Origin of the sequence: Roseomonas fluvialis, assembly GCF_022846615.1 — a bacterium.
Lineage (GTDB): Bacteria > Pseudomonadota > Alphaproteobacteria > Acetobacterales > Acetobacteraceae > Neoroseomonas > Neoroseomonas fluvialis.
Genome location: NZ_AP025637.1, coordinates 3,796,931 through 3,814,501, shown reverse-complemented (window position 1 = coordinate 3,814,501; position 17,571 = coordinate 3,796,931). Strand labels below are relative to the sequence as shown.

Genomic DNA, 17,571 nt, shown 5'->3' with positions numbered 1-17,571 from the left:
CGCCGGGAGGGTGGGCCGCGCCGTCCTTCCCTTCAAGGTTCCAGCAGAGAGGCAGGGCCGAAAAATGCCGATTCAGATCGAACCCACCTGGTGGATCACCGCCGTCGAGGCGCCGATCGTCGCCGCGCTGTTCTGGATGATCCATGGCTTGCGCCGGGACCTGCAGGCGCGCATCGACCACGGCGACCAACGCGATTCCGATGCGCTGACCCGCACGCGCGAGGACCTCGCGCAGTTCAAGATCGAGGTGGCGCGCACCTACGTGCCGCTCTCGCTTATCCGTGACCTCGATCGCCGCATCGCCGACCACCTGATCCGCATCGAGGCGAAGCTGGATGAGGTGACGCTCGCCTCCATTGCCGTGGCCCAGGCCGCGCGCCGCGCGGAGGACCGGGAATGAGCGCCGCCATCCACGTCACCCCGCGCGAGGCCGCCGCCGAGATCCTCGCGCTGACCCTGTGGGGGGAGGCCGCCGACCGACCCGTCCGCGCCATCGAGGCGCTGGCCGCCCTGGTGATCAACCGCCTGCGCGCGGGCGTGCCGCACTGGGGCACCGGCGTGGCCGGCGTGTGCCGCGCGCCGTTCCAGTTCCCCTGCTGGAACCGCAACCACCCGCGCCACGCGCGGCTGCGCGACATCCCTGCGGGTGATGCCGCGCTGGCGATCTGCCGGCGCATCGCCGCCCGCGCGCTGGCGGGTGCGCTGCCCGACCCGACCGGCGGGGCGACCTTCTTCCACGACGCGCTGGGACTGCCTGGCTGGGCGCTAGGCCGGCCCGCCGCGGCCGAGATCGGCGGGTTGTGCTTCTACCGCGCCGAGGACCTGACCTGAGCCCGCCGGCTCGCCAGCGCGTGATGCGTCTGGGTTGATCATGCCGTACCCGTTGTTTGCGCGAATGGTTCGCCGCTACGGCGATTCCACCGTCGCGGGATCTGGCGGTACACAGCACCCATGGAACGCTTCGTCTACACCCTGGTGCGTGCGGCCGACTGGCAGGGCGCCGAGGCCGCCGGCGCCTATGCCGGCAGCGCGGACGATGCGCGCGACGGCTTCCTGCATTTCTCGACCGCGGCGCAGCTGCGCGCGACCGCCGCCAAGCACCGCGCCGGCGTGCCGGACCTCGTGATGGTCGAGGCCGATGTCGCGGCGCTGGGGGCTGCGTTGCGCTGGGAACCGGCCGCGGGCAGTTCGCGCCCCGGCCTGTTCCCGCATCTGTATGCCACGTTGCCGGTCAGTGCGGTGACGCGCGCGGTGCCGCTGCCGCTCGGCGCCGACGGCCGTCACGTCTTTCCGGCCGACGTGCCCTGAGCGGCGGCGCGCTGGCTCATGATCAGCGCGAAGACCACGATGACCGACCCGCCCATGGTCCAGGCGGTCGGCCGGACATTCCAGATCAGCAGGTCGAGCACCACCGCGAAGACCATCGCCGAGAATTCGAGCGGCGCCAGCCGCGCTGCGGAATCGTGCCGGAAGGCGATGGCGAGCAGCAGCGTCGCGCCGCCCGCCAGCAGCCCGTTGACGAACAGGGCGGCAAGGTCGAAGGCGCTTGGCCGCACCCAGGTCATCGCTGCGAAGGGCGCCAGCGCCAGCAGCCCCGGCAGCGACGTCCATAGGATGAACTGCGCCACGCCCGTTTCCTGCCGCAGCAGCCGGTTGATGGTCAGCACCCCAGCGTAGCAGGCGGTTGCGAAGAAGGCCCAAAGGTACGCGCCCCAGGGCCCCTCGGCATGCAGCCCGGGCCACATGGCCAGCGCCACGCCGGCGAAGCCGACGGCGCACCACGCCCAGACCGCGCGTCCGGTGCGTTCGCGCAGCACCAGCGCCGCGAGGCCCAGCGTCATGAACGGGGCGGTGAAATACACCAGGTAGCCTTCGGTCAGCGGAATCTCGCGCAGCGCCTGGAAGAAGCCGATGCCGGCGCCGACCATGATCCCCGCCCGCGCCACCTGCAGGAAGGGGTGTGCCGTCGAGAGGGTCCCGCCCGCGCCAGGCAGCACCGCGCGCACGACGAACAACACTCCGAGCAGCGCGGCGCATCGCACCATGACCACCTGCTCGGCCGGGTAGGTTGCCGAGAGCAGCTTGGAATTGGCGTCAAGCAGGCCGAACAGGGCCATGGCCGTCACCAGGTAGACGGGTCCGCGCACGCTGTGTCTTTCACCGTTTGTCGGCGCGGTTCTGGCCGGGCGCTGCGGGCCGCGTCAATCGGGCTTCCGTGGCGGCGCGGGCCGGGGCACAAGGGCGCGCCATGATCCCCTTCCTCGCCTCCGCCCTCATGCCGCTGATGCGCGGCCTCGATGCCGAGACCGCGCACGGGATCGCGCTGAAGGCGCTCGCCGCCGGGCTGGCCGGGCGCGATTCCGGCCGCGACGACCCGGTGCTGGAGACGCATGTCCTGGGCCTGCGGTTCCGCAACCCGATCGGCCTCGCCGCCGGCTTCGACAAGGATGCGGTGGCGGTGCCGGCGCTGATGCGCCTGGGCTTCGGCTTCGTCGAGGCCGGCACCGTCACGCCGCGCCCGCAGCCCGGCAATCCGCGCCCGCGCCTGTTCCGGTTGAACGAGGACGCCGCGGTCATTAACCGCATGGGCTTCAACAATGGCGGGCTCGATGGCTATGTCGCGCGCATCGCCGCCCTGCCGCGGCCGCTGCCGGCGGTGTTCGGCGCCAATATCGGCATCAACAAGGAAGGTGCCGATCCCGAGCGCGACTACCCCGCGCTCTATGCCTCCGTCGCACCGCATGCGGACTACGTGACGGTCAATGTTTCGTCGCCCAACACGCCCGGCCTGCGTGACCTGCAGGGCGAGGAAAGGCTCGCGTCCATCCTCGATGCCATCGCTGCGATCCGCGCCACCTTGCCGCGCACGCCGCCGCTGCTGGTCAAGATCGCCCCCGACTTGGCGGATGACGCGCTGGGGCCGATCGTGCAGGCCTGCCTGACGCGCGGCGTGGCAGGGCTGATCGTGTCGAACACCACCATCGCGCGGCCGGCCATGCGGTCGGCGCATGCGAAGGAAGCGGGCGGGCTGTCCGGCACGCCGCTGTTCGAACCCTCAACGGAGGTGCTGCGCAAGGTGCACCGCATCGCGCGCGGGCGGCTCGTGCTGGTCGGCGTCGGCGGCATCGCCACGGCCGAGCAGGCATACACAAAAATCCGCGCAGGGGCTTCGCTGGTGCAGGTCTATACCGGCTTCGCCTATGCTGGGCCGGTGCTGCCGCGCCGCCTCGCGGATGGCTTGGCGGCGCTGCTGAAGCGGGATGGATTCACCTCGGTCGCCGACGCGGTCGGCAGGGATTCGTGATGGAGATTCTCGACGGTATCGCCGACATCGCCGACCGCTACGACGGCTACGTGCTCGACCTCTGGGGCGTGGTGCATGACGGGCGCAAGCCCTATGCGGGCGTGCCCGAGGCGCTGGCCGCGCTGAAGGCGCGCGGCAAGGCGGTGGTGTTCCTCACCAATGCGCCGCGGCGCGCGCACGCGGTGGCCGCGATGCTCGACCGCATGGGCCTGGATCGCGCGCTGTATGATGGCATCGTCTCCTCGGGCGAGGTCTCGTGGTCGCATCTGAAGCATCGTCGCGATCCGTTCTTTGCGGGCCTCGGCACGCGCTGCGTGCATATCGGGCCGGAGCGCGACCTGTCGGTGGTGGAGGACGGCGTCGCGCAAATCGTCGCCGCGCCGAAGGATGCCGATTTCCTGCTCAATACCGGCCCGGACGACCAGCGCGGGCCAACCAGCCCCGACCCCTACCGCGCCATGCTCGCCGCCTGCGCCGCGCTTGGCCTGCCGATGGTCTGCGTGAACCCCGACCGCGCGGTGATGGTGGCCGGGCAGAAGGTGATCTGCGCCGGCGCGCTGGCCGACATCTACCTGGAACTCGGCGGCGCGGTGCGTGAGATCGGCAAGCCCGACCCGGAAGTCTACGACCCCGTGCTCGACCTGATGGGCAACCCGCAGCGCGCGCATGTGCTGGCGATCGGCGACAGCCCGCATACCGACCTCGCGGGCGCGCAGGCGGCGGGGCTCGATTCGCTTTGGGCGCTCACGGGCCTCGCGGCCGAGGCGCATGGCGAAGCACCGGACCCGGATTATCTCGCCGCGGTGGCGAAGGCGGAAGGCGTGCGCCCGATCGCTGCCTTGCGCTCGCTGCGCTGGTGAACCGCCAGGCGATCACCCGGCTACGCCGCATCTGCCTCGGTCTGCCAGAGGCCGAGGAACGCGAGACCTGGGGCATCGCCACCTGGCGGATCCGCGCGCGGATCTTCTGCATGTGGTCCACCACCGACACGCCTGAGGCCGCCTTCTGGTGCAAGGCGCCGCAGGGCGTGCAGGAGATGCTGGTGGAAGCCGCGCCGGAGCGCTTCTTCATCCCGCCCTATGTGGGTCACAAGGGCTGGATCGGCGTGGTGCTCGACCCGTCGGTGGATTGGTACGAGGTCGCCGCGCTGGTACGTCGGTCCTGGCGCATGACCGCGCCCAAGCGCCTGGCGGCCACGGTCCCCGAATAGCGTGTATTCGGACCTGTCCGCGTGCCCACCCGGCGAACCATCCAGGACACTGTCGTCGCGCGAGGAGCGCGCGTGCGGCGCGACGCGTGGACCTGTGGGCGAGCGGGCCGGCGCCATATGCGCCGGACGGCGCGCTAATCCACGATGAACAGCGTCGCACCCGTCGCCGTTCGCGACCGATGCGGCTCCGCGCCATCCGCCACTTGGTACGACATGCCCGGTGCCAGCACGAAGACGCGCCCGTCCGCGAGCGTGGTTTCCAATTCACCCTTCAGCACCAGCAGGACGTGTCCCTTCTCGCACCAGTGGTCGGAGACATAGCCGGGCGAATACTCGACCATGCGCACGCGGATCGGGTTGTCGGGCGGGCCGACCTGGCGCGTGCGCCACAGCGCCTCGCCGGCGTCCCCGGCATGGCGCGTGGGTTCCACGCTGGACCAGTCGGTGGTGTCGAACGGGATGGCGGACATGCGCATGGCGGCGCTCCTCAGGCGTGGCCGGCGGTGCCCGAAAGCAGCGCCGGGTCGATCCGGAGCCTGGCCAGCGCCGCGGTCCAGCTGCCCGACAGGTCCTCGCGGAACAGCAGAGCCTCGTCGGCCGGCAGGTTGAGCCAGGCATTGCGCTGGATCTCGTCCTCGAGCTGCCCCGGCCCCCATCCGGCATAGCCCAGCGCGAGCACGCCGTCGCGCGGCCCACCGCCCGCGGCGATGGCGGCCAGGATGTCGGTGCTGGCGGTGAGCACCAGGCCGGGGGCGAAGGCGAGGCTGCCCTCGGTGCGCCAGTCGTCGGTGTGCAGCACGAAGCCGCGCCCGGTCTCGACCGGGCCGCCCGAGACCATCCGGAAGCGCCGCGCGGGAGGCTCCGGCTCCACCTTGAGCTGCCGGAGCAGGTCGTCGAATACGATCCCCGCAAGCGGCCGGTTCACCACCAGCCCCATGGCACCGTCGGCCGAATGCGCGCACAGGCACACCACGCTGTGGTCGAAGCGCGGGTCCTGCATGCCGGGCATGGCGACCAGCAGGTGGCCGGCGAGGTAGCCATCGACCGGTTCGGGCGTTGATCGGGACGTGGAGGCCATGCGCATCACTTGGCGCAGCCTCCGCGGTCCCGCAAGCGTTCCCGCCCCATGACAGTGCGCCGTGCGCGCGCTACATCAGGCGGACCGACAAGGAGAGAGACATGCCGATCAAGGTTGGCGACGCCATTCCGGCCGTGAAGGTGATGCAGGCCACCGCCGAGGGCCCGAAGGAACTCGACACCGCCGAGTTCTTCAAGGGCCGCACCGTCGCGCTGTTCGGCGTGCCCGGCGCCTTCACCCCCACCTGCTCGGCCAAGCACCTGCCCGGCTTCGTGCAGAATGCCGATGCGCTGAAGGCGAAGGGCGTGGACGCGATCGCCTGCATGGCGGTGAACGATGCCTTCGTCATGGGCGCCTGGGCGAAGGACCAGGGCATCACCGACCAGGTGACCATGATCGCGGACGGCTCCGCCGCCTTCACCAAGGCGATGGGCCTCGAATTCGACCTGACGGCGCGCGGCCTGGGCGTTCGGGCGCAGCGCTTCGCCCTGATCGCGAAGGACGGCAAGGTCACGCATGTGGCGGTCGAAGCCCCCGGCGCCTTCGAGGTGTCGAAGGCCGAAGCGGTCCTCGCGGCGCTTTGACCCCATTCGACGCGTGGCGCTTCCTGGCGGAAGCGCAGTCGGTGATGCTCCGCCGCAGCCTGGCGCTGATGGCGGAGCCTGAATCCGCAGGGCCGGCCCTGGCCCGCATGGTGGCGGAAAAGCAGCGCGCCTTCGTGGATGGCGCGATCGCCGCGAGCTTCGCGGCGGCGCGCGGCGCCGATCCGGCCGCTATCGCCGCCGCCGCCATCCGCCCGGCACGCAGCCGCGTGCGCCGCAACCTGCGGAGCAAGGGCCTGTCGTAGGGCGCGGCCACCGTTCGGGAACGCGCGAAGGGGCGAATTCCGCGATCCGGCAGCGGCCCGTTCGCGGCGTTTCTCGAACGGTCGTTCAGCCTTCCGGCTGGACGCCCGAGACGCGCACCAATTCGCGCCAGGTGCCGCGCTGTGCCCGCATCAGCGCATCGAATTCGGCCGGCGTGCTCGCGAAGGGCACGTTGCCGTTGGCCTCGAGCCGCCGGACCATCGCCGGGTCGCGCAGCCCCGCATTGATCGCCTCGTTCATGCGGCGGACGATCGGCTCCGGGATGCCCTTCGGCCCCATGACGGCCGAGAAGGACGGCAGGTCGTAGTCCGGCACGCCCTGTTCCTGGACGGTCGGCATGTCGGGTGCCAGCGGCCAACGCGTCGGGTTGGTGACGCCGAGCGCGCGGATCTGCCCCGCCCGGATCGACCCGATCACGCCCGAATAGCTGTCGAACACCACCTGGATGTTGCCGGCGATCAGGTCCGCCAGGGCCGGCGCGGCGCCGCGATAGGGCACGTGCGTCAGTTCCGTGCCGGTGCGCAGCATGAACAGCACGCCCAGCATGTGGTTCGCCCCGCCCGCGCCGGCCGACCCGTAGTTCAGCTTGCCGGGGTTCGCCTTCGCATAGGCCACCAGTTCCTGGATGTTGCGCGCCGGCACGCCGGGATGCACGCAGACCACCGCGGTGCCGGTGGCGAAGGTGGCGATGGCGGTGAAGTCGTCCACGCCGTCGTAGCCCGCGTTGCGGAACAGCAGCGGCGCGCCGAGGTGCGAGGAAGGGCTCGCCATCATCACGGTGTAGCCATCGGGCGGCGACTGCGCGACGTGCAGCGTGCCCACGGTTCCGCCAGCACCCGAGCGGTTGTCGACCACGCAGGGCACACCGAGCGCGGCCTGCAACGCCTCGGCCTGGAGCCGCCCGGCGATGTCGGAGGCGCCGCCGGGCGGGTAGGGGACGACCAGCCGGATGTTCCGATTAGGCCAGGCGCCCTGCGACAGCGCCGGCGTGGCGAGGCCGGCGCCGAATCCGGCGGCGAGGGCTGGCAGGGTACGGCGGCGAATCATGCGGTTCTCCAGGAGGCGATGCGGTGCCGCCAGCATGGCGGGCGGGGCGGGAGAAGCAAGAAGCGGTCCGGTATGCAGGCTTGATTTGGATCAAGGTCCGACATAGATTTCAGAAAATTCTGAAACATCGGTCACGCCATGAATCTTCCACCGCTGGTCCAGTCCTTCGTGCTCCATTTCGGGGAAATGGGCTCGCGCTGGGGAATCAACCGGACCGTGGGGCAGATCTATGCGCTGCTGTATGTCTCGCCGAACCCGCTCAACGCGGACGATATCGTGGACGCGCTAGGTGTGTCGCGATCGAATGTGTCGATGGGCCTGCGCGAACTCCAGGCCTGGAACCTGGTGCTGCCGCGCCACATCCCCGACGACCGGCGCGACCACTACACCACGCCCGACGATGTCTGGCAGATCCTCCGTACGCTGGCGGAGGAACGCAAGAAGCGCGAGGTGGACCCGACGCTGTCGGTGCTGCGCGAATTGCTGATGCTCAAGCCGGGCAGCCCGGAGGAACAGCACGCCCAGGCGCGCATGGCCGAAATGCACGGCCTGATCGAACGCCTGACCACCTGGTATGACGACGTGAAGCGCCTCGAGACCGAACGCATGACGGCGCTCCTGGCGCTCGGCGCGCGCGTGACCAAGTTGCTCGACGCGAAGGACAAGGTCGTGGGCCTGGTCCGTGGACGCAAGGAAGGCTGAACACCGATGGACGCGCTCATTCTCGCCCGCATCCAGTTCGCGGCGAACATCTCCTTTCACATCCTGTTTCCCACCATCACCATCGCGCTGGGCTGGGTGCTGCTGTTCTTCAAGCTGCGCTTCAACGGCACCGGCGACGACAAGTGGATGGACGCCTACCGCTTCTGGGTGAAGGTCTTCGCGCTGTCCTTCGCGATGGGCGTGGTCTCGGGCATCACGATGTCCTTCCAGTTCGGCACGAACTGGCCGGGCTTCATGGAGCGCGTGGGCAACATCGCCGGCCCTCTGCTGGCCTATGAGGTGCTGACGGCCTTCTTCCTGGAGGCGACCTTCCTCGGCATCATGCTGTTCGGCTGGAAGCGCGTGCCGGGCTGGGTCCACACCGGTGCCACCGTGCTGGTCGCCTTCGGCACCACCATGTCGGCCTTCTGGATCCTGGTGCTGAATTCCTGGATGCACACGCCGCAGGGCTTCGAGATGCGCGAGGGCGTCGCGCACGCGACCGACTGGTTCGCGATCGTGTTCAACCCGTCCATGCCCTATCGCCTGTCGCACATGCTGATGGCGAGCACGCTGACAGTCGCCTTCCTGCTGGCCGGCATCTCGGCCTGGCGCTGGCTGCGCGGGGACCGCGCGCCGTCGGTCATGGCGGTGCTGCGCACCGGCGTGGTGATGGCCGCGGTGGGTGGGCCGGTGCAGGCCTTCCTGGGGGACGCGCACGGGCTCAACACCCTCGAGCACCAGCCCGCCAAGGTCGCGGCCATGGAAGGCAACTGGGAGACCGGCGGTTCGGTGCCGCTGCTGCTGTTCGCGATCCCGGACGAGGCCGCGCGCGAGAACCGCTTCGAGATCGCTATCCCCTACGGCGCCAGCCTGATCCTGACGCACAGCCTGCGCGGCGAGGTGCCGGGCCTCAACCAGTTCCGCGGCGAGCACCCGCCCGTCGCACCGGTCTTCTTCGCCTTCCGCGTCATGGTGGGCACCGGCCTGCTGATGATCGCCTTCGGCCTGTTCGGTGCGTGGCGGCTGTGGCGTCATGGCGAACTGCCGCGCTTCATGCTGTGGGGTCTTGTGGCGATGACCTTCTCCGGCTGGCTCGCGACGCTCGCCGGCTGGTACGTCACCGAGATCGGCCGCCAGCCCTGGCTGGTCACCGGCGTGCTGACCACGGCGCAGGCGGCGGGGCCGGTGCCGGCCGCCAGCATCGGCACCACGCTCGCACTGTACCTCACCATCTACGCCATGCTGCTGGTGGCCTATGTCGGCACGATCTACCGCCTCGCCGCGCGCGGACGGATCGCGGAGGCCATGCCCGGCAACGTGATGCCGACGCCCAAGGGCACCATCGCATGACCCCCTTCCTGCCGCCCGACTGGCTGCCGGTGATCTTCGCCGGGCTGATGGCACTGTCGATCCTGTTCTACGTGGTCCTCGACGGCTTCGACCTCGGCGTCGGCATCCTGCTGCCGCGCGTGACGGAGGAAGCCGACCGAGACCGCATGATCGCCGCCATCGGCCCGTTCTGGGATGCGAACGAGACCTGGCTGGTGCTGGGCGTGGGGCTGCTGCTGGTGGCGTTTCCCTCGGCGCATGGCGTGATCCTGACGGCGCTCTACCTGCCTGTCGCGATCATGCTGGTGGGTCTCACGCTGCGCGGCGTGGCCTTCGAATTCCGCGCCAAGGCGCATGACCTGACGACGAAGCGGCGCTGGGACCATGCCTTCGTCGCGGGGTCCGTCACGGCGGCGCTGTCACAGGGCTGGATGCTCGGTCACTACGTGCTGGGCTTTGCCGAGGGCTGGGCCGCGATCGCCTTCGCCGCCATGTCCGCGGTCGGCCTCGCCATCGCCTATGCCTTCATCGGAGCGGCCTGGCTGATCTGGCGGACCGAGGGCGCACTGCAACGCCAGGCGATCGGCTGGGCGCGGCTGGCGATCTGGCCGCTGGGCCTCGGTATCCTGCTGGTCAGCGCGGTGACGCCGCTGGTCAGCCCGCGCATCTTCGACCGCTGGTTCTCCTTCCCCGAGGTCTTCCTGCTGGCACCGCTGCCGATCGTCACGGCGGCACTGCTGCTCGGCGTGGGGAACCTGCTGAAGCACATGCCCTTCCCGGACGACGCGCTGCGGCGGCTGCCCTTCTGGGGCGCGGTGGCGCTGTTCTCGCTGTTCTTCGCGGGGCTCGCCTGGTCCTTCTTCCCCTATGTGGTGCCGGAGCGCCTGACCATCTGGCAATCGGCCAGCGCCCCGGAGAGCCTGTCGCTCATCCTCGCGGGCGCTATCTTCGTACTGCCGATCATTCTCGGCTACACGGTGCTTGCCTGGCGGATCTTCGGCGGCAAGGCGCGCGACCTCACCTACTACTAGCCGTCGCGTGGTCATGGCACGATGCGGCCATGACCACCGACTTCACCCGCACTGGTGTGCTGCCACGCCTGATCACGCCGGACTGCCTGTGGACGGGCGGTTGCATCGCCGCTTCCGTCCCCGGCTTCTTGGCGCACTACTCCTGCTTCCTGCTGAAGGGCGCGCGCGCCTCGGTGCTGATCGACACCGGCCACCCGATGCATGCCGAGCAGGTGGAACGCGACATCACCGCCTTCCTCGGCGACCGCCCGCTCGACTTCGTCTTCCCGACTCACGGCGAGCTGCCCCATGCCGGGCTGCTGGAACGCTGGCTGCGCAAATGGCCAGACGCGGTGGCGGTGGGCGACATGCGCGACTGGCACCTCTATCTGCCCGCGCTGTCGCATCGCTTCCGCCAGGTCGCGCCGGGCGACGTGCTCGACCTCGGCGACCGCGACTTCACCTTCCTGCCGGCGATCTGGCGCGATCTGCCCGACAGCCTGTGGGGCTGGGACCCCAAGGACCGCATCCTGTTCCTGTCGGACGCCTGCGCCTGCTTCCACCCACACACGCCTGGCCAGTCCGACCACTTCACCAGCGAGATCGCACCCCCCGACGTGCCGCTGATGCAGGACTTCAATTCCAAGGCACTGCACTGGCCGCGCTTCACCGACAGCACGGGGTCATTCGCCGCGATGGATGCGCTGCTGGCGGCGCTGCAGCCGCGCCTGCTGTGCAGCGCGCATGGCGCGGTGGTGGACCAGCCCTTCGAACTGATGCCGCTGTTCAAGGCCGGCCTGGCGCAGGCCGCATGAGCCTGCACGAGATCATCCCCGGCACGCTGTTCGCCGCGACCGGCTGGCTGCGCGCCGATGCGCAGCCAGTCTCCTGGATTGCCGCGGGCCTTCCGGGCCATCTGCCGATCAGCGCCTATGCCCTGCGCGACGGCACGGAATGGATGGTGATCGACACCGGCCTGCCGGTGCATTGGCCCGCCATCGAGGCCGCGCTGGCGCAGACCGTGCAGGGCACCACCCGCCGGCGCATGATGAACACGCGGCGTGAGCAGGACTGCATGGCGAATATCGGCGCCCTGGTGCGCCGCTTCGCCATCGCGCAGGTGCCATATGTCGGCGTGCTGAACCCGGTCGAGATGACCGACGTGCTCGAGAACGACGAGGCCGAGGCACGCATCGCCGCGCTGTCGCAGGCACGCGCCATCCGCATCGAGGTCGGCCAGGTGGTGGAGATCGGCCGCCTGCGCATCGAACCGCTGCGCGTGCAGTTGCGCCTGCTCGCGACCAACTGGTTCTTCGAACACACAACGCGCACCTTGTTCACCAGCGACTCCTTCGGCTTCCTCACGCGCGCCACGCCGCACGAACCGCTCGTCCGCGCGCGCGACGAGGCGCCAATCGTCGCCGGCGACATCGCGCGCATGCTCTCGGCGAAGTTCGACTGGCTGCTGGGCATCGCTCCCGCGCCGATCCTCGCCGACCTCGACGACATCTTCGCCGCACGCCGCGTCGACCGCATCTGCCCCGGCTATGGCTGCGTCATCGTAGGCGCGGATGCGGTGGCCGAGACGGTCGCGCGCATGAAGGACGCCATCGCACTGCTCGCCGCGCAGCCGAAGCGCGCCATCGACCTGCCCGCCTTCATAAAGGAGACCGCCTGAGATGCTCCGCCGCTCCCTGCTGCTCGCGACCCTCGCCACGCCTGCCCTCGCGCAGGCGCGCACGTTGCGCCTGATCGTGCCCTTCCCGCCGGGTGGCACGGTCGACCTGCTCGGTCGCCTGGTGCAGCCGGAGATGGAACAGCGCCTCGGCCAGACCGTGGTCGTGGAGAACCGCCCCGGCGCCGGCGGTATGATCGGGTCCGACGTGGTCGCGAAGTCGCCGGCGGATGCGGGTGTGCTGGTGATCTCGAACATTGCCTCCCACGGCGTGGGTGCCGCGGTGAACCGCGCCATGCCCTACGACCCGATGCGCGACTTCACGCATATCGGCCTGATTGCCGCGGTGCCGAGCGCGCTGGGCGTCTCCGCGACTGGCCGCTTCGCGACGCTGGCGCAGTTCCTCGATGCCGCCCGCGCGCAGCCCGGTGCGGTGCGTGTCGGCTCGTCGGGCAACGGCACCACCGGCCACGCCAAGACCGAGATGCTGGCCCGTGCCGCGCGCGTCGAACTCACCCACGTGCCCTATCGCGGCGCCGCGCCCGCGGTCACCGACGTGATCGGCGGCCAGACCGAGGGTGTCATCGCCGCCGTGGCCGACATCGGCCGCAACGACCGCCTGCGGCTGCTCGCGATCACCAGCGCGGACCGGGCGGCGCGCTGGCCGGACGTGCCGACCTTCAAGGAACTCGGCTTCCCAACGCTCGAGGCGAACAACTGGTTCGGCCTGTCGGGCCCCGCCGGCATGGACGCAGCGGCGGCGGCGCGCATCAACGCCGCGCTGGTGGCGGCCCTGGCCACGCCGGCGATGGCACAGCGCCTGACCGACCTTGGCACCACGCCCAATCGCATGACCCCGGCCGACTACACCGCGCTGGTCGCCGCCGAACTCCCGCGCTGGGCGCAGATCGTGCAGGAGGCGAACATCAGGGCCGACTGACCGCGCGCTGGCGCTGGATCAGAAACCCCACCAGCGCCAGCTGTACGATATTGAAAGCGATGCCCGCCCACCAGGCCGCCGCGTAGAAGCCCACCGCATCGTAGATGGCCCCCGCGAGCCAGGCACCGAACGCCATGCCCGACAGGCTGAGGAACAGCAGCGCCGGCACGCGCCAGGATGCCTCGATGGCCGGGAACAATTCCCGCACCGTCAGCACATAGGCCGGGATGATGCCGCCGAAGCCGAGACCGTAGGCGGCCGCCACGAAGAACAGCCCAGCCTCGTCCTGCGTCGCGAGGAAGCCCAGCATCCCCGCGACCTGCGCACAGGACCCGGCCAGCACCGTCCACAGCCCACCGATCCGGTCCGACAGCCAGCCCCAGAATTGCCGCGCGACGAAGGCCGACAGCAGCAGCACCGACAGCATGGCCGCCCCGCGCGAGGCGGCGATACCGAGGTCACCGCAGAATGCCACCAGATGCGCTGCCGGCATCGCCATTGGCACGCAACACAGGAAGGATGCGGTGGCCAGCAGCGCCAGGGCGGTGTTCGGCGCCATGCCCAGCACGCGCTGCCCGGGCACCACGCGCATCGCCGCGCTGCCCACCGGCATCGGCGCCGGGCGCAGCACCAGCAGCGCCAACGTCACCACGATGCCTGCCGCGAAGGCGCCATAGGCCAGCATGGTCGCCTGCCAGCCGAAGGCCGCGATGGCGCGCTCGAACACGAAGGGCCAGACGAAGCCCGCGATGTATTGCCCGGACGAGACCAGCGCCAGCGCCGTGCCGCGCCGCCGGTCGAACCACATCGACACATACGCGACCATCGGCGCGAACAGCGCACCATTGCCGAACAGCCCGACCCCGAGCCCAAGCCCCGCCAGCAGCGACCAGCCCTGCCCAAGCGACGCGAGCCCCAGTCCCGCGAGAATCGCACAGCCGCCGAACGCCGCCACCAGGCGTTGGCCGAACCGCGCCGCCAGCAGCCCGCACATCACCCCGCCCACACCCGTGCCCAGATAGGCAAGCGACGTGGCGGCCGAGGGCAGTGCGCGCCCCCCGCCCAGCGTCTCGCTGATCGGCACCAGCCCGATCACCACCGTCAGCGGCGCGCCCGCGGCGAGGGCCAGCATGGTCACGGCGGTGATGGCGATGATCCAGGAATATCTGGTCTCGACGCTCTCGGCCTGCGTCATGCGTTTCCTTGTCCCATGCGCAGTCTCGGCGGCGGCGCGCGTGCCGGCAAGGGTGGCCAGGCGGGCGCGTCGGTGCTGCACTGGGACCCTGCTGCCAAGGAGACCGCGCATGACCCGCCGCCTGCTGATGCTCTGCGCCCTGCTGGCCGCGCCCGTCGCGGCCTTGGCCCAGGCCGTGCCCGTGCCGCCACCGGTCGCCGCCTCCCGCGCCCTGACGCAGGAGGCGATGCGCATCTTCGAGGCCACCTGCCTGCCCGCCGCCCTGCGCGGCGAGGCCGTCCCTCCGATCGTGGCACGCGACTTCGGCACCGCCGCCGCCGCCGTCCCGCCCGACCAGCTGCGCGGCAACGACGCGGTGCGCGAGACGGGCGCCTGGCTCATCACCGGCCTGCACGGGCGCTACCGCCTCAACACCATCGAACCCGGCGGCCAATGCGGCCTGCTGGCCGAGGGCGTGGACCACGACAGTTTCCTCGGCGCCGCCGCACAGATCATGGCCCGCGCGCCGGAGGTCATGCCCGGCTGGACGCTCGACGGGACGCCGCAGCGCACATCCGGTGCGCGGCCTTTCGGCACGCTGACCTATGTTAGCGCCACCTTCTCGCGCGCCGATGCGCCGCCGCCGGCGCCGGTGCGGCTGCTGTCGATCACCGCCTCGGCGGCGGAGCGCACGGATGGGCGGCCGAATACCGGGGTGGTGAGTGTCGCGATCCGCGAGGAACGCCGCTGAGCCTCAGCCCGCCGCCGCATCCCGCGCGGCGGTCGCCAGCGCATCGGCGCGTTCGTTCATCGGGTCTCCGGCATGGCCGCGTACCCATTTCCACTCGACCTGGTGCGGCTTCGCCGCCGCCAGCAGGCGCTGCCACAGGTCCATGTTCTTCACCGGCTCCTTCGCCGCGTTGCGCCAGTTGCTGCGCACCCAGCCATGGATCCAGCGGCTGATGCCGTCGCGCACGTATTGGCTGTCGGTGTGAAGCGCGACGATACAGGGCTTCTTCAGCGCCTCCAGCGACATGATGGCGGCGGTGAGTTCCATGCGGTTGTTCGTGGTCTCGGGCTCGCCGCCGGATAGTTCGCGCTCGTGCTCGCCGAACTTCAGGATGGCCGCCCACCCACCCGGGCCGGGGTTGGGCTTGCAGCCGCCATCGGTCCAGATCTCGACCAGTGGGCGCGGATCGGCACTCATGCGCCGATCGCGGCCGCGCTGCCGGCCTGGCCGAAGAAGCGCAGCTTGCGCAGGTATTCCAGCGGATCCTTGCGCGTGACCAGCGCGCCCGGTGGCGTATGCGTCCAGTCGTACAGGCGCGTGAGCAGGAAGCGCAGCGCAGCACCACGGCAGAGCACCGGCAGCGCCGTGCGCTCTGCCGGCGACAGGGGCCGCACCGCGTCATAGGCCGACACCAGCGCGCGCGCCTTCGTCACGTTGAAGGCGTAGTCGGGCTCGAAGCACCAGGCGTTCAGGCAGACCGCGACGTCGTAGGCGAGCAGGTCGGTGCAGGCGAAGTAGAAGTCGATCAGCCCCGACACGCGCGGCCGCGCATCCGCGCCCGGCAGGAAGAAGACATTGTCGGGGAACAGATCCGCATGGATCTGCCCGCGGTGCAGCGCACCCTTGCGGGGCCAGGCTGCCAGGATGCCCGCCAGCGCCGCGTCGAGTTCCGCGACCAGGCCCGGCTGCACCTCGTCCCCGCGCGCGCGGCAGCCATCGAGCAGCGGCGCCCAGCCCGCGGGGCCGAGCGCATTGGGCCGCGCCATCGCGAAGCCGTCGCCGGCCACATGCAGTTCGGCCAGCGCGCGCCCCAGCGGCGCGCAGTGCTCCGGCCGCACGCGCCGCGGCCAGACGCCGGGCAGAAAGGTCACGATTGCCGCCGGCCGCCCCGCCAGGCTGCGCAGCGCCGCACCGTCGCGCCCAGCCACCGGCGTCGGGCAGGCGAGGCCGCGCCCCGCCAGGTGGTCCATCAGCCCGAGGAAATAAGGCAGCTCCGCTGGATCGACGCGCTTTTCGTACAGCGTAAGGATGAAATCGCCGGCCTCGGTCTTCAGCGCGTAGTTGGAATTCTCCACCCCCTCCGCGATGCCGCGGAAGGCGAGCAGTTCACCCAGCGCGTAATCCGCCAGGAAGGTGCGCAGCGCCTCGTCCGAGACTTCCGTATAGACCGCCATCAGGCCACGGCGCGCATGCGCGGGATACGGAAGACGATGTCCTCGGTCGCCACCGTCACTTCCTCCACGCTCACCTCGAAGCGGTCGCGCAGGCGGGCCAATACCTCCTGCACCAGCAATTCGGGCGCGGAGGCGCCGGCCGTGATGCCGATGGTGGCGCAGCCATCGGCGATGGCGGGGTCGAGTTCGGCGCCACGCTGCACCATCACCGCCCGCGGCGCGCCTGATCGTTCCGCGACTTCGCGCAGGCGCACCGAATTCGACGAATTCGGCGCGCCCACCACGATCACGAGGTCCGACCGCGCCGCCACCGACTTCACCGCCGCCTGGCGGTTGGTGGTGGCGTAGCAGATGTCCTCCTTGGCGGGGCCCTCGATGGCGGGGAAGCGGTCACGCAGGATGGCGACGATCTCGGCGGTGTCGTCGACCGACAGGGTGGTCTGCGTCGTATAGGCGAGTTCCACGCCGGCCGGCGGCTGCAGGGCACGCGCCGCCTCGGCGTCCTCGACCAGCGTGACCGCGCCGTCCGACAACTGGCCCATGGTGCCCACCACCTCCGGATGGCCGGCATGGCCGATCAGCAGCAGGTGGCGCCCGCGCGCGTGGTGGCGTTCGGCCTCGCGGTGCACCTTGCTGACCAGCGGGCAGGTGGCGTCGAGGAAGTACATCTCGCGCTGCGCGGCTTCCGCCGGCACCGATTTCGGCACGCCATGCGCCGAGAAGATCACCGGCTGCCCGTCATCGGGCACTTCCGAGAGTTCCTCCACGAAGATCGCGCCCTGGCGTTCGAGGCCTTCCACCACGAAGCGGTTGTGCACGATCTCATGGCGCACGTAGACAGGCGCGCCGTGGCGCTTCAGCGCCTCCTCGACAATCTTGATGGCGCGGTCCACCCCGGCGCAGAAGCCGCGCGGACCGGCGAGCAGGACGTGAAGGCGGGGCTTCTGGACTGTCATGGATTGGCCTGCAGGGGCGGGCAGGTTGCTCCCTGCCCAGGGCGGGCGGCACACTATAGATGGGGCGCCCCGGGTCAAAGGGGGATGGAAAGG

Annotated in this window: 23 protein-coding genes; 15 read left to right on the top strand and 8 right to left on the bottom strand. The window is 70.5% G+C overall.

Annotated features, from left to right (window positions below):
- Positions 1-10 precede the first annotated feature (10 nt).
- The 3 genes from MWM08_RS18350 to MWM08_RS18340 all read left to right on the top strand — a co-directional run bounded on the left by MWM08_RS18350 (position 11) and on the right by MWM08_RS18340 (position 1,308).
- On the top strand, positions 11-400 hold the full coding sequence (locus MWM08_RS18350; RefSeq protein WP_244407948.1) for a hypothetical protein: 390 nt from the start codon (positions 11-13) through the stop codon (positions 398-400).
- Positions 397-831, top strand: a complete 435-nt coding sequence (locus MWM08_RS18345) for a cell wall hydrolase (protein ID WP_244407947.1) — start codon at positions 397-399, stop codon at positions 829-831. The genes MWM08_RS18350 and MWM08_RS18345 overlap by 4 nt, the downstream gene beginning before the upstream one ends.
- 120 nt (positions 832-951) lie before the next feature.
- The gene (locus MWM08_RS18340) at positions 952-1,308 is read left to right on the top strand and encodes a DUF952 domain-containing protein (protein ID WP_244407946.1); all 357 of its coding nucleotides are present in this window, start codon (positions 952-954) and stop codon (positions 1,306-1,308) included.
- On the opposite strand, the gene MWM08_RS18335 is transcribed toward MWM08_RS18340, so the two are convergent.
- Positions 1,281-2,147, bottom strand: a complete 867-nt coding sequence (locus MWM08_RS18335; RefSeq protein WP_244407945.1) for a DMT family transporter — start codon at positions 2,145-2,147, stop codon at positions 1,281-1,283. The genes MWM08_RS18340 and MWM08_RS18335 overlap by 28 nt on opposite strands.
- Positions 2,148-2,248: 101 nt before the next feature.
- Between MWM08_RS18335 and MWM08_RS18330 the strand changes: the two genes are divergently transcribed.
- The 3 genes from MWM08_RS18330 to MWM08_RS18320 are packed head-to-tail and all read left to right on the top strand — an operon-like array spanning position 2,249 to position 4,514.
- Positions 2,249-3,304 (top strand): quinone-dependent dihydroorotate dehydrogenase, encoded by a 1,056-nt coding sequence (locus tag MWM08_RS18330; RefSeq protein WP_244407944.1) that lies wholly within the window; start codon positions 2,249-2,251, stop codon positions 3,302-3,304.
- Positions 3,304-4,164, top strand: a complete 861-nt coding sequence (locus MWM08_RS18325; RefSeq protein WP_244407943.1) for a TIGR01459 family HAD-type hydrolase — start codon at positions 3,304-3,306, stop codon at positions 4,162-4,164. Before MWM08_RS18330 ends, MWM08_RS18325 begins: the two co-directional genes overlap by 1 nt.
- Positions 4,161-4,514 (top strand): MmcQ/YjbR family DNA-binding protein, encoded by a 354-nt coding sequence (locus MWM08_RS18320; protein ID WP_244407942.1) that lies wholly within the window; start codon positions 4,161-4,163, stop codon positions 4,512-4,514. The genes MWM08_RS18325 and MWM08_RS18320 overlap by 4 nt, the downstream gene beginning before the upstream one ends.
- Before the next feature lie 134 nt (positions 4,515-4,648).
- On the opposite strand, the gene MWM08_RS18315 is transcribed toward MWM08_RS18320, so the two are convergent.
- Together MWM08_RS18315 and MWM08_RS18310 are read right to left on the bottom strand one after the other, a co-directional pair.
- Complete coding sequence (locus tag MWM08_RS18315) at positions 4,649-4,984, bottom strand: DHCW motif cupin fold protein (protein WP_341482824.1); 336 nt, start codon at positions 4,982-4,984, stop codon at positions 4,649-4,651.
- 17 nt (positions 4,985-5,001) lie between these two features.
- On the bottom strand, positions 5,002-5,592 hold the full coding sequence (locus tag MWM08_RS18310; protein WP_244407940.1) for a YqgE/AlgH family protein: 591 nt from the start codon (positions 5,590-5,592) through the stop codon (positions 5,002-5,004).
- A gap of 101 nt (positions 5,593-5,693) precedes the next feature.
- Here MWM08_RS18310 and MWM08_RS18305 point away from each other — a divergent pair, with 101 nt between their 5' ends.
- On the top strand, positions 5,694-6,176 hold the full coding sequence (locus MWM08_RS18305) for a peroxiredoxin (protein ID WP_244407939.1): 483 nt from the start codon (positions 5,694-5,696) through the stop codon (positions 6,174-6,176).
- Positions 6,173-6,439 (top strand): hypothetical protein, encoded by a 267-nt coding sequence (locus MWM08_RS18300; RefSeq protein WP_244407938.1) that lies wholly within the window; start codon positions 6,173-6,175, stop codon positions 6,437-6,439. Before MWM08_RS18305 ends, MWM08_RS18300 begins: the two co-directional genes overlap by 4 nt.
- Positions 6,440-6,524: 85 nt before the next feature.
- Here MWM08_RS18300 and MWM08_RS18295 read toward each other — a convergent pair whose 3' ends face one another.
- Positions 6,525-7,505, bottom strand: coding sequence for a Bug family tripartite tricarboxylate transporter substrate binding protein (locus MWM08_RS18295; RefSeq protein ID WP_244407937.1), 981 nt, complete (start codon positions 7,503-7,505; stop codon positions 6,525-6,527).
- Between the two features lie 138 nt (positions 7,506-7,643).
- Here MWM08_RS18295 and MWM08_RS18290 point away from each other — a divergent pair, with 138 nt between their 5' ends.
- The 6 genes from MWM08_RS18290 to MWM08_RS18265 are packed head-to-tail and all read left to right on the top strand — an operon-like array spanning position 7,644 to position 13,164.
- Entirely contained in the window at positions 7,644-8,207 is a 564-nt protein-coding gene (locus tag MWM08_RS18290) for a GbsR/MarR family transcriptional regulator (protein ID WP_244407936.1), read from the top strand.
- A gap of 6 nt (positions 8,208-8,213) precedes the next feature.
- Positions 8,214-9,560, top strand: coding sequence for a cytochrome ubiquinol oxidase subunit I (locus tag MWM08_RS18285; RefSeq protein ID WP_244407935.1), 1,347 nt, complete (start codon positions 8,214-8,216; stop codon positions 9,558-9,560).
- Positions 9,557-10,570: a cytochrome d ubiquinol oxidase subunit II gene (locus tag MWM08_RS18280; protein WP_244407934.1), complete on the top strand. Its 1,014-nt coding sequence runs from the start codon at positions 9,557-9,559 to the stop codon at positions 10,568-10,570. Before MWM08_RS18285 ends, MWM08_RS18280 begins: the two co-directional genes overlap by 4 nt.
- Positions 10,571-10,599: 29 nt before the next feature.
- Positions 10,600-11,364 (top strand): MBL fold metallo-hydrolase, encoded by a 765-nt coding sequence (locus tag MWM08_RS18275; protein ID WP_244407933.1) that lies wholly within the window; start codon positions 10,600-10,602, stop codon positions 11,362-11,364.
- Positions 11,361-12,227, top strand: a complete 867-nt coding sequence (locus tag MWM08_RS18270; protein ID WP_244407932.1) for a hypothetical protein — start codon at positions 11,361-11,363, stop codon at positions 12,225-12,227. The genes MWM08_RS18275 and MWM08_RS18270 overlap by 4 nt, the downstream gene beginning before the upstream one ends.
- 1 nt (position 12,228) lies before the next feature.
- A complete protein-coding gene (locus MWM08_RS18265) occupies positions 12,229-13,164 on the top strand; it encodes a Bug family tripartite tricarboxylate transporter substrate binding protein (RefSeq protein WP_244407931.1) in 936 nt (311 codons plus the stop codon).
- Here the strand turns inward: MWM08_RS18265 and MWM08_RS18260 are convergent.
- Positions 13,151-14,359 carry an MFS transporter gene (locus tag MWM08_RS18260; RefSeq protein ID WP_244407930.1) on the bottom strand — a complete coding sequence of 403 codons (1,209 nt, stop codon included), beginning with the start codon at positions 14,357-14,359 and terminating at the stop codon, positions 13,151-13,153. The two genes, MWM08_RS18265 and MWM08_RS18260, sit on opposite strands and share 14 nt — an antisense overlap.
- Before the next feature lie 109 nt (positions 14,360-14,468).
- Between MWM08_RS18260 and MWM08_RS18255 the strand changes: the two genes are divergently transcribed.
- A complete protein-coding gene (locus MWM08_RS18255) occupies positions 14,469-15,089 on the top strand; it encodes a hypothetical protein (protein WP_244407929.1) in 621 nt (206 codons plus the stop codon).
- Positions 15,090-15,092: 3 nt separating this feature from the next.
- On the opposite strand, the gene rnhA is transcribed toward MWM08_RS18255, so the two are convergent.
- Genes rnhA through ispH form a run of 3 tightly spaced genes read right to left on the bottom strand, consistent with a single transcriptional unit; the run spans position 15,093 to position 17,478 of the window.
- Positions 15,093-15,545: a ribonuclease HI gene (gene rnhA / locus MWM08_RS18250; protein ID WP_244407928.1), complete on the bottom strand. Its 453-nt coding sequence runs from the start codon at positions 15,543-15,545 to the stop codon at positions 15,093-15,095.
- Positions 15,542-16,522 (bottom strand): homoserine kinase, encoded by a 981-nt coding sequence (locus MWM08_RS18245; RefSeq protein ID WP_244407927.1) that lies wholly within the window; start codon positions 16,520-16,522, stop codon positions 15,542-15,544. The genes rnhA and MWM08_RS18245 overlap by 4 nt, the downstream gene beginning before the upstream one ends.
- The gene (ispH, locus tag MWM08_RS18240) at positions 16,522-17,478 is read right to left on the bottom strand and encodes a 4-hydroxy-3-methylbut-2-enyl diphosphate reductase (protein WP_244407926.1); all 957 of its coding nucleotides are present in this window, start codon (positions 17,476-17,478) and stop codon (positions 16,522-16,524) included. The genes MWM08_RS18245 and ispH overlap by 1 nt, the downstream gene beginning before the upstream one ends.
- Positions 17,479-17,571 lie beyond the last annotated feature (93 nt).